Source organism: Janthinobacterium sp. UMAB-56 (genome assembly GCF_900095265.1).
Taxonomy (GTDB): domain Bacteria; phylum Pseudomonadota; class Gammaproteobacteria; order Burkholderiales; family Burkholderiaceae_D; genus Janthinobacterium.
The window spans coordinates 1-13,051 of record NZ_LT607664.1; the positions used below are offsets into that span (position 1 = coordinate 1).

Annotated in this window: 12 protein-coding genes and 1 pseudogene; 5 read left to right on the top strand and 8 right to left on the bottom strand. The window is 60.2% G+C overall.

Translation table 11 applies throughout. The annotated features are described in order from the left end of the window. Positions 1 to 329: 329 nt before the first annotated feature. Entirely contained in the window at positions 330 to 1,526 is a 1,197-nt protein-coding gene (locus K0F85_RS21105; RefSeq protein ID WP_219117901.1) for a serine hydrolase, read from the bottom strand. Positions 1,527 to 1,627: 101 nt separating this feature from the next. Next, positions 1,628 to 2,808: pseudogene (locus K0F85_RS21110) on the bottom strand (IS3 family transposase). Between the two features lie 223 nt (positions 2,809 to 3,031). On the opposite strand from K0F85_RS21110, the gene K0F85_RS21115 reads away from it, so the two are divergent. Beyond that, positions 3,032 to 4,186 carry a sensor histidine kinase KdpD gene (locus K0F85_RS21115; RefSeq protein ID WP_219117902.1) on the top strand — a complete coding sequence of 385 codons (1,155 nt, stop codon included), beginning with the start codon at positions 3,032 to 3,034 and terminating at the stop codon, positions 4,184 to 4,186. Between the two features lie 48 nt (positions 4,187 to 4,234). On the opposite strand, the gene K0F85_RS21120 is transcribed toward K0F85_RS21115, so the two are convergent. The 5 genes from K0F85_RS21120 to K0F85_RS21140 all read right to left on the bottom strand — a co-directional run bounded on the left by K0F85_RS21120 (position 4,235) and on the right by K0F85_RS21140 (position 8,309). After that, positions 4,235 to 4,480 (bottom strand): hypothetical protein, encoded by a 246-nt coding sequence (locus tag K0F85_RS21120; RefSeq protein ID WP_219117903.1) that lies wholly within the window; start codon positions 4,478 to 4,480, stop codon positions 4,235 to 4,237. A gap of 127 nt (positions 4,481 to 4,607) precedes the next feature. Beyond that, positions 4,608 to 6,053, bottom strand: a complete 1,446-nt coding sequence (locus K0F85_RS21125) for an ATPase domain-containing protein (RefSeq protein ID WP_219117904.1) — start codon at positions 6,051 to 6,053, stop codon at positions 4,608 to 4,610. Continuing rightward, positions 6,050 to 6,466, bottom strand: coding sequence for a hypothetical protein (locus tag K0F85_RS21130; protein ID WP_219117905.1), 417 nt, complete (start codon positions 6,464 to 6,466; stop codon positions 6,050 to 6,052). The genes K0F85_RS21125 and K0F85_RS21130 overlap by 4 nt, the downstream gene beginning before the upstream one ends. Positions 6,467 to 6,538: 72 nt before the next feature. Further along, the gene (locus tag K0F85_RS21135) at positions 6,539 to 7,909 is read right to left on the bottom strand and encodes a hybrid sensor histidine kinase/response regulator (RefSeq protein ID WP_257572944.1); all 1,371 of its coding nucleotides are present in this window, start codon (positions 7,907 to 7,909) and stop codon (positions 6,539 to 6,541) included. Positions 7,910 to 8,072: 163 nt separating this feature from the next. After that, the gene (locus K0F85_RS21140; protein ID WP_219117906.1) at positions 8,073 to 8,309 is read right to left on the bottom strand and encodes a hypothetical protein; all 237 of its coding nucleotides are present in this window, start codon (positions 8,307 to 8,309) and stop codon (positions 8,073 to 8,075) included. 215 nt (positions 8,310 to 8,524) lie between these two features. Here K0F85_RS21140 and K0F85_RS21145 point away from each other — a divergent pair, with 215 nt between their 5' ends. Beyond that, positions 8,525 to 8,767 (top strand): hypothetical protein, encoded by a 243-nt coding sequence (locus K0F85_RS21145; RefSeq protein WP_219117907.1) that lies wholly within the window; start codon positions 8,525 to 8,527, stop codon positions 8,765 to 8,767. A gap of 89 nt (positions 8,768 to 8,856) precedes the next feature. Further along, positions 8,857 to 9,822, top strand: a complete 966-nt coding sequence (locus tag K0F85_RS21150; protein WP_219117908.1) for an SMP-30/gluconolactonase/LRE family protein — start codon at positions 8,857 to 8,859, stop codon at positions 9,820 to 9,822. Here the strand turns inward: K0F85_RS21150 and K0F85_RS21155 are convergent. Continuing rightward, positions 9,809 to 10,876: an SDR family oxidoreductase gene (locus tag K0F85_RS21155; protein ID WP_219117909.1), complete on the bottom strand. Its 1,068-nt coding sequence runs from the start codon at positions 10,874 to 10,876 to the stop codon at positions 9,809 to 9,811. The two genes, K0F85_RS21150 and K0F85_RS21155, sit on opposite strands and share 14 nt — an antisense overlap. Before the next feature lie 98 nt (positions 10,877 to 10,974). Here K0F85_RS21155 and K0F85_RS21160 point away from each other — a divergent pair, with 98 nt between their 5' ends. Both K0F85_RS21160 and K0F85_RS21165 read left to right on the top strand, forming a co-directional pair. After that, a complete protein-coding gene (locus K0F85_RS21160; RefSeq protein WP_219117910.1) occupies positions 10,975 to 11,892 on the top strand; it encodes a LysR family transcriptional regulator in 918 nt (305 codons plus the stop codon). Positions 11,893 to 11,963: 71 nt separating this feature from the next. Continuing rightward, on the top strand, positions 11,964 to 12,995 hold the full coding sequence (locus K0F85_RS21165; protein ID WP_219118033.1) for a MerR family transcriptional regulator: 1,032 nt from the start codon (positions 11,964 to 11,966) through the stop codon (positions 12,993 to 12,995). Positions 12,996 to 13,051: the final 56 nt, after the last annotated feature.

Below are 13,051 nucleotides of genomic sequence, written 5' to 3' on the forward strand. Positions count from 1 at the left end.
TAAGACAGCCAAGAAACCAAGCTTTACGGTAGGTTCGATTCCCGCCGTCTCCACCACTGAATAAAAAATAGAGGCCCCCGAGCGCAAGCGACGGGGCCTTTATTTTTTATTCGATGCTGCCGATAGCGGGGAATCAAATCCGCGTCCGGCACGGGCGCGGGGGTTTTGCGGGACTTCGGCGAGCGCAGCTCGGCGCCGCAAAACCGGGTTGCGCTTGCAAGCGCAACCCTCTCCGATTCTCCTGACTCGCTTTTGCGCCGTAGGCTACTTTCCCAACGACAACATCAGCCGCTCATGCCGTGTCCGAATAGCGGACCTGCCCCTTCTTGTTACGTAGGCGGCGGCGTATTTGCTACCAGATAATTGGTCCAACCATATTCGCGTGCAATGGCGCGTAGAACTTCTTCGATCAACTCTTGACCATTGTCACCATTGGTCATCACGATTGCGCCTTGGCCAGTGGACGTATAAGCAAACATCATGTTGCGAAAGCCTGCGTTACCGCCACCATGATAAAAACTTCTACGTGCATCAGATTTTTCACCGAGGAATAGGCCAAGTCCAAAATCTTCAATTCCTGGCGTCAGCATTTCATTCGTCATTTTTTGTGACAACACCTTGTTGGATTGACCTGAGGCGCTCTTCTGGATCTCGATGACGAAGCGGGCCAGATCCGAGGGCGTCGTCCACAAGGATGCTGCTGCCATCTCTGGATAACGATGCCATTTCCCGGGAACGTCACGGCCATCAACAAGGTAGGCGCTCGATGCCATAGCCTCCCATCCGGCAGGAAGGACGAAGGAACTTTCTTTCATTCCAATCTTGTCGAGCACGGCATGTTGCATGAACCGGTCAAACGGCTCGCGTGTCGTTTCGGTAATCATGAGCTGAACAATTTCATAACCACCACCAGAATATTTCCATGCGCTACCAGGTACCACCTCCGCTCGCACAGGATCTGAATTGGCTGGAGCTTTTCCATCGAGCACTTCAAGAAGAGTGGGCATTGCTTGATCGACAGCATAGCCCTGGAAACCATGCCCTCCGATGCCAGCGGTATGGCTGAGCAGGCCACGCAGTGTAACCTTGCGTTGAGCGGTAAACTCATTCGTCGGGAGCTTCCATGCTGCCAGACGCAGGTTGACGTCCTCATCAAGCGAAAGCATACCTGCCTGCACAAGGGACATAGCCGCCATTGCTGTCACTGACTTACTGATGGAGGCAGCCTGGAATCTGGTGTGTTCGTTGACATGGCGAGCGCTGGCAACATCAGCTAAACCGAATCCGCGCGCCCATTCAATCGCACCGTTATTGATGACGGCGATACTGATGCCCGGCACCTTCAGTGCAGTCATGCGTTCGGCAAGACGAGCGCCTTGAATTGGTACTCCACCCGCGCTGCTGGTAGGCAATAAGCCGTTCTCTACTTGCTCAATGCGAGCTTCAATTGCGCTGTCCCGTCGCTGGGCGTAGACGCTGTCAGAAAATGAGATAGCCAGTGTCGCGATAACGAGCAGTTTTTTCATTGGGTCTGATCCTAGCAAAAGCAAAAGAATGCGCCGAGTGTAAAGTCAAATTAATTGTTTGGCAATTGACCAAGTCTGTCACTATAGGCTGTGTGTGGTGGTCAAGTAATTTCGGACTCAACGATAGGTTCACGTGCTGCCATTTGCCGTTCGTAGACGGTGGGAGGCAGATTGCCCAATGCTGAATTGATACGCTTGCAGTTATAGAAACCGACGATGTAGTCGGTGATATCGGCTTTTGCCTCGGCATGGTTGGCATACTGTCGTTGCCAGACACGTTCCATTTTTAAGTTCAGGAAGAATCGTTCTGCGACGGCGTTATCCCAACAATTTCCCTTACGGCTCATACTGCAGACGAAGCCGTGCCGCTCAAGCATAGTCTGGTACAGCGCGCTGGCATATTGACTGCCGCGATCCGAATGGACGATCAATCCTGGGGCCGGCTGCCGCTGTCCGATCGCCATGCTCAAGGCATCGCAGACCAGCTCGGCGGGCATGCTCGGCGCCATGGCCCAGCCGACCACTTTGCGTGCATACAGATCGAGGGCTGTGGCCAGGTACAGCCATCCAGCGCCGGTCCGAATGTAAGTGATGTCGCTGACGTAAGCGAGATTCGGCGCGGCCGGATTGAACTGTCGGTTCAACACATTGGCGGCCACCGGCAAGCCGTGCTTGCTGTCTGTCGTGTGCACGAATTTACGCTTCCAGACCGGCTTCAAGGCTGCCTGGCGCATCAGTCGGCGCACTTTGAAGCGCCCAATACGTACGCCCGCGTTGGCCATGGCGGTGACCAGTCGGCGGCTTCCGTAGCTCTGATGGCTGGCCATGAACGCCACTTTCAGATGGATGCTTGCTTTACAGGCCGCCGGCTTGGCGGCACGGTGCTGTGCCGTGTAAAAGCCCTACCTGCTGACGGCCAGCAGATCGCAGCTCTGCTGCACAGGAAAGGCCTCCTTTTGCAGCTGACGAATGACCGTGTAAATCATTTCATTTCGCGGGCAAAGAAGGCCGATGCCTTTTTTAAGATGGTGACGTCCTGGCGCAGTTGCTGATTTTCCTGCTCCAATTGCCGGATCCTTTGTTGCTCGGCGGTGAGCGGTTTGCCGATGCCCGGCAGGCCGTTCTGTTCAGCACTGTATTGCGTCAACCAGCGCCGGATCGCCGTCTGGCCGATGCTCATGGTCTCGCTGACGTTTTGTACGCTCTGACCCTGCTCCTTGATCATGCGCACTACTTCCAGCTTCAAGCTGGCATCGAATACTCTTCGTTTTCTTGTTGTCATGTCTAACTCCTCAGGTGGTGTATTTTCCACCTATCGAGGTGTCCGAGCAAATTAGACCACAGCAGTGTGTGAATGCCGGACCTGCCCCTCCCCCTCACATCCTGCCCCAGGCACCGGAAGATGTCGGGTATGAGATACATGACACCCGGAGCAGGCACGCGAACTCCACTCATCGCCTCAACGGCGTACACTGGCTCCTCGTCCATCAACGCATTGGTCCACCGTGAAACTATCGCGCTTTATTACCGGCCATCTGGAGCCGATCCTGGAAGAGTGGGAACTCTTCGCCAGGTCGCTCCCCATTCCCGGAGCCGCCATCTCGAAAGCAGAATTGCGCGATCATGCAAAGCAGATGCTGCAAACCATCGTGCGCGACATGGACGTCATCGAAAACGCGGCGCAGCGAAAAAAGAAATCGACGACGGGCGTCTCGGAGATAGCGGGCAAAGAAACCGCAGCCGCGACGCATGGCTCTCTGCGCCAGCAGATTGGATTCACGCTGCCTCAGCTGACGGCGGAATTCCGCGCGATGCGGGCCAGCGTTCTGCGACTGTGGATGGCACAGGTGTCGGTGGCGTCGAAAACGGCAACGGACGACATCTTGCGCTTTAACGAAGCGATAGACCAGGCACTGCAGGAATCGGCCATACGCTATTCGCAGCAGAGCGACCGCACCCGCAATACCTTTCTCGCCATCCTCAGCCACGATCTGCGCAGTCCGCTGAGTACGATGACGATGGCAGGCGCACTGCTGAGCAGGCCGAGCGCGAGCCCTTCTTCCACGCTGCAGATCGGTGCACGGGTTGCCCGTAGCGCAGCTGCCATGACAACCATGGTGAACGATCTGCTGGAATTCGCCAGGACGCAGCTGGGGGGACGCATGCCCATGTCGCCCGCCTTGGGCGATCTGGGGGAAATCTGCAAGACGGCCGTCGAGGATGCTTCGGCCGCTCACCCGCAATGCAAGTTTGAACTGAGTACCACGGGCGAAATGATCGGCGACTTCGATGCGGCCCGCCTGGCCCAGCTGTTTTCCAATTTGCTCAACAATGCTGCACAATATCGCACCGACGACCAGCCAGTGACCATCACGGCCTGCGGCGATGCCGATACGGTGGTGGTGCAAGTGAAGAATTTCGGCCGCCAGATCCCGGATGCCTCGCTGAAGAGTATTTTCGATCCCCTGGTACAGCTGGCCGTTTCCGACGAACACAAAGCGCCCAATGCAACCAGTATCGGATTGGGTCTGTTTATTGCGCGGGAAATCGCCAGCGCGCACGGCGGCACCATCGGCGCCGAGTCGAGCCTGGAATGCGGCACGGTGTTTACCGTGCGCCTGCCCAGGCTGTCGCTGAACGAGGGAGCGACAGGCTGCTAAACGCGCCCCCTCGGAGAAGACGATTGCCCCTGCCGGGACATGCCCGCCCTACCTGCGGCTGAGCGGCACATACTCGCCCGGCAAGCTGGCCGCTTCCAGCGCATCGGCAAAGGCCAGCAAGAACTTCGCCGGACCATGCTCCGATACCAGCAGGGAGGCGCCCTTGTGGCGCAGCAGTTTCAATACTTCCTGCTGGTGCGCCTGGTATTCCTGCGCGTGGCCATAGAAGGTCTGATACATCTCCAGCGTTTCCATGGCCTTTGCGGCCAGGATGAATTCGGGTTTGTCCATCATATCTCCTCTTGATCAGCTCGGAAATCCAGAAGACGCATCAGCCGTCTCCTCCGCGTACAGCCATCCTCTTCGGCATGGCCGCACTTCCATCATACGCCTCTACTCAGCTGTCACCAACAGCGCACGCCTAGGCCCGGTAAGGCTCGCCCGACAGGATGCCCTGATACTGGCTCAGGGTGCTGCCGATCTTAAACCCATCGGCATCGATATCGTAAAAGCGGATGTCCTTGCTGTGGCCGCTGCCGCGCACCTTCACCACCGAGACCACGCGCTTGAACTGGCCTTCGAGCTCGATGTAGCGCTGCATGATAATGGCGTCGGCCAGGAAGGCGTTGCCGTAGGAACTGAAGCGCAGCATGGTGTACTGGTCTTCCAGTTCGGCCGTCATCAGCACCGACACGCCCATGTCCGTCAAGGCCGCCACCAGGCGGTACAGCGATTCGCGGAAATCCTCGCGGAACATGGAAGCGAGCGCCATTTCAAAGCCGGACAGGGAATCGATCACCACGCGCTTGGCCTTCATGCGCGTGATCATGCTCACCAGGTCATGCAGGACTTCATCGAGCGACAGGTCGAGCGTGCGCGTGTTGATCACGCCGACCTGGCCGGAACTGACGAGTGCATTCAATTGATAGCTGAGTAGCTGGTTTGGGCTTTTCTCGAAGGCGGCGATCACGCCAGGCTCGCCGCAACGCACGCCTTCCTTGAGAAATTGCGTGGCCAGCACGGTCTTGCCGGAACCGGACGGGCCCACCAGCAGCAGCGAATAGCCGGCCGGCAAGCCGCCGCCCATCATGGTATCGAGTTCCGGTACGCCCATCGACAGGCGCTCATTGCCGGAAATGCTGATCTTTCCTATGCTGCTGGCCTTGAGCACGGCGCGGGAAAAGATTTCCAGCCCATCATCATTGATACGGAAGGTGTGCACGCCCAGGCTCTGTGACTGGCCGCGCATCTTGACCACCTGGATCTTGCGCACCATGGCATCGCGGTGCACGAGCTGGGACAGCCACAGGATGCCGTCGGCCACCGTGAACACGGCGCTCGACTCGGCCTCGGGCGCCAGGTATTCGCCGATCAGGAAGGTCGTGGCCAGCCAGCTGGTCATTTGCGCACCCAGTTGCTGCACGAAATTCTGCAGGCCTGCAGCGCCCGTTTCCATGGCCTTGGCCGACTGCACCACGGAGCGGAAGGAGTCGACAAAAACGAGGCTGGGCGAGAATGCCTCCACCTCTTCGGCGATGCGCGCCAGCACGCGGTCGAAATCGCCTTCCAGCAAGTCAGCCGACAGATTGACAAATTTGATCGACTTGTTGATCTTTTCCACATCGAAAAAGGGGAACTGCTGCTGATAGCGCAGCATCTTCAGCGGTGGCTCGCCCAGGACCGTAAAAAACAGCGCCTTACGCTCCGGCGTGGCGAGGGAAAACATGATCTGGTGCGCCAGCGTCGTCTTGCCGCTGCCTGGCGTGCCCGCCACCAGGTTGAAGGAAAATTCAGGTATTCCGCCGCCCAGCAGTTCGTCCAGCCCCGGCACGCCAGTGGCCAGGCGGTGGATGGTGACTTTGTTCATTCGTTCGGCTCCGTTCCAGCATTATTCACAACGTCATCACCCCAGGCTCTGAGGAGGATGCTATTCGTTAAGAGTTCGCCAATTAATAAAATAAGGGTATTGATGAAGTGCATCAACATCGCCGTGCTTGCCGCGCAGGCGGCGGTGTCCGCCTGGCCCTGCAGGCTGGCGCGCAAGGCGGTCATGGCGGCTTCCAGCGCTTGCTGCGGATGGGGCGTCAGCCAGCTGAACTGTTTCTGACTCTGGTGCAGGCTACGGGCATACATCGACTCCACGCCCCGCTCACCAATGATCTGATTCAATTCAGTGGCCAGCTGCTCCCAAAGGCGAATACTGACGTTTACCACCGCTCCTGGTTCGCGTAACAGCGCATGCTCTATCCTTCGCTGCCGCTGTTCATGGACTGTGGCCATAATCGGATCTTTTCTCTGCGGTTTTCGGTGCATGGACCATGTTAAAAAAAAGCATCAGGGCTACTTTGCCCATCAGCGCGGAACCGTTGCCGTGATTATCTTCGACAAAGCGTCGATATTGATGGGTTTTACCAGGTAATGGTCAAACCCAGCCTCGCCAGCGCGGTCGAACTCGCCAAGCTGGCTGTAGCCGGACGTGGCGACAAAGCATGGCAGCGGCGCCGCCAGGGCCGCGCGTGCCGCACTGATGACCTGAAAGCCATCCATGCCCGGCAAGCCGATATCGCAAACGATGACATCATAGGGCGCATCGAGCGCAGCACGCAAGCCGCTGGGGCCATCGTTGCGCACGTCGACATGGTGGCCGTCCTGCGTCAGCAGCAGCGCCAGCATTTCCGCCGCATCGGCATTATCTTCGATCAGCAATATGCGGCGTGGCAAAAGCTGCGCTTCCCGTTGCAAATCCATGTCCGGAGCAGGCGGCGCCAGCGACGACAAGGGCAGTTGCAAGACAAACTGGCTGCCAAAGCCGACCCCGGCGCTGAAGACATCCACGGTTCCGCCATGCAACTGGGTAATGATGCGCACCAGCGACAGGCCGATGCCCAGGCCGCCCTGCGCCCGTTCCAGCGAACGGAAACCCTGGGTAAACAGGTCGAAGATGAAAGGCTGAATATCGAGGGCGATGCCGGCGCCATCGTCGCTGACGGCAATTTCCACCATAGTATCGTGGCGCCGGACAACGATATCGATGTGGCCAAACTCGTGCGTGAATTTGCTGGCATTGATGAGCAAGTTGGCAAACACTTGTGTCAGGCGCACCAGGTCCCCTTCGATGACCAGGGCTTCCTTCGGCAGGTTCACGCTCAGTACTTGCTGGCGCTGACTGATGCTGGCCTGGCCCACTTCCACAGCAGCGGCGACGATGTCGCTCAACAGGATGGGCGCCAGCTGCAAGGTGATCTTGCCGCTGCTGACGCGCGAGGCATCGAGCAAATCGTCGATCAGGCGCGCCATATGCGCCACCTGGCGGCCGATCACGCCATGCACGTGCGCCAGTTGGGGATCGAGGTCGACCTTCTTGGCCAGCAAGTCATTGGCCATCGCCAGCGGCTGCAAGGGATTGCGCAACTCATGCGCAAGCATGGCCAGGAATTCCGTCTGGCGCAAGGTCGTCGCCTCGGCGGACGCCTGCATATCCTGCGCACCAAACGTCGCCAGCACCAGGTTTTGATTGGCTTCGCGCAACTGGGTGACCAACAGGCCAAAGGCGTCGGATTTATCCTTTTCCTCCACCTGCATCTTGGCCATGCTCAACAGTTGATTGATCGTCTCGCGCAGCAGCTTGACTTCACGGCCATGCAAGGCATGCAGATTTTGCTCGGACGACAGTTGCTGGGCGGGCACATCCTCAGGATCCGGCGAGAGTGCTGTGTAACGCATGGTGACGGTGTACGGCCTGTGGGGGCCGGCCTCAAGGACAACTCTTCGTTACGCGGCGTTCACTCAGGCATCGCCGCGCACGCCAGCTCAATTGCTGCATACGATGTATTGCTTACTATCCGAACACGATACTCTATTTACCCTGCGAACTGAAAGCATTAGATTACTTATCGTCAACAGTGCGCAGGGGTAGCACGTAATTGGCGAGCTGCCAGCCCATGGCCAGGGCCGATTGCTCCGCTTCATGCTGCGTGTCGCGATTTTCCAGATTGGCTTGCCGGACATCCGCAAAGCCGCATTTGCTCAGCACCAATTGTCCCTGCCAGCACCCTTCGGGCAGTTCGCAGGCGTAGGCCGAAATCAGGAAACCATTGTGGGTAGTAGGGTTCGCATAAGACATGAGGCCTCCGTGGGGTTGCCAGCGTCGCCGTGAACAAAAAACACGGCTATCATTACAGTATAGTCAGACTTAGTGTAAGCGCAATACGGCTCAAATTTCAGTTAAATCAACTACATACGCATCAGGCTGCCTGTAGGGGGCCGCAAACAGGCAGCCGCGCTCACCAACCTGCCCGCGCATGCCATGCCGGGCTTTCACCTCGACAACAGACACCCATGACCCCACATTTATCGCTGCACTGCTATCTGCAAGACGCGCCGTCAGACCGGCCGCAACGCTGTTCCGACGTCACCCTCCAAGCCGACCCGGCCACCCTGCGCGCCATCGCCCATTTTCTGCTGGCCAGCGCCGACGAGTTTGATCTGGCGCAAGAACGCGCCGGCATGCACGCCCACCTGCAAGATGCATGGGAAGGCTGGCAAGACGACTTCCCCGACCTGGTCGTAGTGGCAGCCTAGGGTGGCGGCCCGGCGTGAAGCATCGCCTGGCGCCCCGGCTGGCGCGCGTCGGGTAACATACGCCACCTTTGCCATACCGAGAACACTTGATGCCCGACTCCCGAACCGCCCTGCCCTGGCTGCGCAGCGCCATGCTGGCCACCGCGCTGGCCAACCTGTCCGCCTGCGCCAGCCCGCCCGCGCACGAAGCGCTGTTCCTCGCCACCACCTTCACGCCCGCGCATTCCTTTACCAAGGGGATCGAAGGTCCGGCCGTGGATGCGGATGGCAATGTCTATGCCGTCAACTTTGCGCGCCAGCAAACCATTGGCAAGGTCAGCCCCGGCGGCATAGGCGAGGTGTACCTGACCCTGCCCGGCACCAGCATCGCCAACGGCATCCGCTTCGGCAGCCGCGGGCAAATGTATTTGGCCGACTACATGGAGCACACGATCTACCTGGTCGACCCGGCCACGCGCGCGCTGTCCATTCACGCGCGCGAGCCGCGCATGACGCAGCCGAACGATATCGCCATCACGCAGGAAGACGTGCTGTATGCGAGCGACCCGAACTGGAAGGAAAACACGGGCCGCGTGTGGCGCATCGCGCAAGACGGCACGGTGACGCTGGCGCTCGACACCATGGGCACGGCCAACGGCATCGAAGTGAGTCCCGACGGCAAGATTTTGTATGTGAATGAAAGCGTGCAGCGCAATATCTGGATGTATGACATCGCCGCAGATGGCAGCCTGAACGGCAAGCGATTGCTGATCAGGTTCGACGATTTCGGCATGGATGGCATGCGCGTGGATGTCGATGGCAACCTGTACGTGACGCGCTACGGCAAGGGCAGCGTCGTGAAATTGTCGCCACAGGGCCGCATCTTGCGCGAAATCAGCGTGCCCGGCGCCAAGCCCAGCAACATCACCTTCGGCGGCCCCGATGGCCGCACGGCGTATGTGACGGAAGTGGTGCAGGGACGCTTGTTGCAGTTCCGCGTCGACCGGCCCGGGCTGGAGTGGCAGCGGGCGCAGGAGCGCCGCAAGCCCGAGCAGTCTGCGTCTAGCGCGGAATAATGCGCTCCGCCTTCAGGCGCTCGAACAGATGGAAGAAGGCGTCGGGCGTATCCTGGTAGTCGAGGAAACCGGCCTTGCGGCTCTTGCCCATGTCCGTCATCACTTCCATCGGCCGCCCCAGGTCGGCATCCGTATGCCACCAGGAGGCGAGGCGGGTGATATCAGCCTCCACCAGGCCATGCTGCTGCGCCAGGGTACGCCACTGCGCGGGCGCGTCCTGCATGCGATGGTCCAGCGGCGCCATCGGTTCGGGCAGATCGGCCGCCTGCACGCCGAAATACGCGGCCAGGCGCGGCCACAGCCACTTCCAGCGGAATACGTCGCCGTTGACGATATTGAAGTCTTCGTTGCGCGCGGCGGGGCTATCCGCCGCCCACGCCAGGTGGCGCGCGATCTGGCCAGCGTCCGTCATGTCGGACAAACCATGCCATTGCGCGGAGGAACCGGGAAAGACGAAGGCTTGGCCGCTGGCCTTGCACAGGCTGGCATACACGGCCAGGGTCAGGCCCATGTTCATGGCATTGCCCAGCGCATAGCCGATGATGGTGTGCGGGCGGTGCACGCTCCACGTAAAGCCATGGCGCGCGGCCGCTTCGAACAGGCGGTCTTCCTGTGCATAGTAAAAGTTCTCGACGTCCTGGCGCCCCTGCTCTTCGCGGAACGGCGTGACGGGAACGCTGCCCTGTCCATACGCATCGAACGGTCCCAGGTAATGCTTGAGACCAGTGACGAGCGCCGCATGGCGCAAGTGGCCAGCAGGGCCGAGCGCGGCCAGCACGTTGGCGACCATGGCGCCATTGACGCGGATGTTTTCCTGCTCGTTGGCCTGGCGCGCCCAGGCCGTGAAAAAGACGTGGCTGGCGTCCAGGCCCGTCAGCGCGGCACTGACTGCCGCGCCATCCGTGGCGTCGAGCTGCAACGATGCGCAGCCGGCGGGGACTGGCGTGCGGCCGCGCGAGACGCCCGTCACCTGCCAGCCTTGCGCCAGTAAATGGGTGGCCAGTTTGCTGCCGATGACGCCGCTGGCGCCGATAATCAATGCGTGCTTGTTCATGGATACTCCAATGCCTGTGCAAAAAACCATGATATAGCGGACAGAAATTCTTATCCACGATAGTATTTCATCTTATTCATGAAAAAAATTCCTTAACCATGTCAGACCACTTGAAAGGCATCGCGCCTTTTCTTGCCACCGCCGACGCCGGCAGTTTTACCAAGGCGGCCGAGCGCCTGCACCTGAGCAGCTCGGCCGTGAGCAAGAGCGTGGCGCGCCTGGAAGCCCGCCTGGGCGTGATCCTGTTCGAGCGCAGCACGCGGCGTTTGCAGTTGAGCAGCGCAGGGCATGCCTATTACGCCACCTGCAAGCGCGTACTGCAGGAATTGGTCGATGCGGAAAACGTGCTGGCCGAGCAGGAAGGCGAACTGGCAGGCAAGGTACGCATCGGCGTGCCCGCCTCATATGGCCGCATGCGCGTGATGCCCGCCCTGATTGATCTGTGCGAAAAGTATCCGCAGCTGCAGCCATCGATCGCCTTCAGCGACCGCTTCGTCGACCTCTTCGAGGAGCGCATCGATATCGCCGTGCGTATCGGCGCACCCTCGCACTGGCCGGCGGCGCTGGGCCAGATGCACCTGGGCGATGAACAGCTGATCCTGTGTGCGGCGCCCGGCTATCTGGCGCGGCGCGGCACGCCCGCTTCCATCGCGGAACTGGCACAGCACGACTGCATCGCCTACGGGCGCGCCGACGGATCGCCCATGCCGTGGCTATTCGCGGACGGTGAACATGGCGGGCAGCTGGAACACCGGCTAGCGTCTCCCCGCATGACGGTAGGCGACGCAGAAGCGCGCACGGCCGCCGTGCTGGCAGGACTGGGCGTGGCGCAGCTGGCCACCTGGCTGGTGGAACAATACCTGGCCACGGGCGCCATCGTGGCAGTCCTGCCGCCACTGGCCACGCAAGGCTTGCCCCTGTACCTGGCCTGGCCGCTGGCGCGCCAGCTGACGCCGAAAACAGGCACCTTGCTGCAGGAATTGCGGCAGCGTTTGACAATCAATGGCCCCGCTTGAATATGCTGCTTGACCCTGACGTAGCGTCAGGCGCCATCGTGCTTGCACGCACTGAAGACAAGGAGAAGACCATGCTGTTGAAGATCGGTGAACTGGCCAGGCTCACGGGCCTGACTATCCGCACCCTGCACCACTACGACAGCATCGGCCTGCTCTCGCCTTCAGCGCGCACGCAAGCCGGCTACCGCCTGTACCAGCACAGCGACATGGACCGGCTGCACCGGATCATGGCGCTGCGCAAGTTCGGCTTGTCGCTGGCCGATATCGCCAACGCCCTCGCCGGCCCGGATCTGCCTTTGCATTCCATCGTGGCGCAGCAGATCGCCATGCTGGAACGCCAGATCGCGCAGGCTTCCACCCTGCGTGGTCGCCTGTGCACCCTGCAAGCGCAACTGGCGCAGGGACAGACCCCGGAACTGGCCGAGTGGCTCACCACTATGGAGTGTATGACCATGTACGACAAATACTTTAGTCACGAAGAACTGCAACAGCTGCCACTGCTGTCGGACGCGGCCGTGGAACAGGAATGGAAAGAAATGGTCGCAAGAGTGCGCGCCGCCAGGGACGCGGGCGCCGGCCCCGGTGATGCGCAAGCGCAAGCCCTGGCCACGCAATGGATGGTCAAGCTGGTGCGCGACACGGGCGCCCACCCGGGCCTGTTCGCGCGCCTGAACGACATGCACGCGCAGGAGCCTATCATGCAGGCCACCACCAGCATCGATGCGGAGTTGATGCAGTTCATCATCGCCGCCTTCAATGCCTCGCGCATGGCGCTGTATCGCCCTTTCCTCGACGAACAGGAATACGCGCATCTGGTGGCCAACTACGGCAAGCGTTCGGGCGAGTGGCCGGCCCTGATCGCCGCCGTGCGCGCCGCCATCGATGCGCGCACGCCGCCCACCGACCCGGCCGTGCTGCCACTGGCGCGGCAGTGGCTGGAGCTGTTCCGTTCGTATGCGGGCACGAACCCGGCCACGCAGCTGAAGTTCCGCCAGGCGCACCAGCAGGAGCCGCGCTTGATGGAAGGCAGCTTCGTCGATGTGGCCATGCTGCACTACCTGGGCGCGGCGATGGCCGTGGTGGCGCAGGAAAAGCAAGCATAAAAGTTGACGTGTGGCACATCCAGGCAGTGGCCCTGTAGAATCGGCCATCGCCAATC

Excerpts from the sequence above, each read along its gene's own strand:
- K0F85_RS21160 (WP_219117910.1), top strand. The coding sequence starts at position 10,975 with ATGTCAGACCACTTGAAAGGCATCGCGCCTTTTCTTGCCACCGCCGAC.
- K0F85_RS21140 (WP_219117906.1), bottom strand. The coding sequence starts at position 8,309 with ATGTCTTATGCGAACCCTACTACCCACAATGGTTTCCTGATTTCGGCC.
- K0F85_RS21105 (WP_219117901.1), bottom strand. The coding sequence starts at position 1,526 with ATGAAAAAACTGCTCGTTATCGCGACACTGGCTATCTCATTTTCTGAC.
- K0F85_RS21150 (WP_219117908.1), top strand. The coding sequence starts at position 8,857 with ATGCCCGACTCCCGAACCGCCCTGCCCTGGCTGCGCAGCGCCATGCTG.
- K0F85_RS21165 (WP_219118033.1), top strand. The coding sequence starts at position 11,964 with ATGCTGTTGAAGATCGGTGAACTGGCCAGGCTCACGGGCCTGACTATC.
- K0F85_RS21120 (WP_219117903.1), bottom strand. The coding sequence starts at position 4,480 with ATGATGGACAAACCCGAATTCATCCTGGCCGCAAAGGCCATGGAAACG.
- K0F85_RS21130 (WP_219117905.1), bottom strand. The coding sequence starts at position 6,466 with ATGGCCACAGTCCATGAACAGCGGCAGCGAAGGATAGAGCATGCGCTG.
- K0F85_RS21135 (WP_257572944.1), bottom strand. The coding sequence starts at position 7,909 with ATGCGTTACACAGCACTCTCGCCGGATCCTGAGGATGTGCCCGCCCAG.
- K0F85_RS21145 (WP_219117907.1), top strand. The coding sequence starts at position 8,525 with ATGACCCCACATTTATCGCTGCACTGCTATCTGCAAGACGCGCCGTCA.
- K0F85_RS21125 (WP_219117904.1), bottom strand. The coding sequence starts at position 6,053 with ATGAACAAAGTCACCATCCACCGCCTGGCCACTGGCGTGCCGGGGCTG.
- K0F85_RS21155 (WP_219117909.1), bottom strand. The coding sequence starts at position 10,876 with ATGAACAAGCACGCATTGATTATCGGCGCCAGCGGCGTCATCGGCAGC.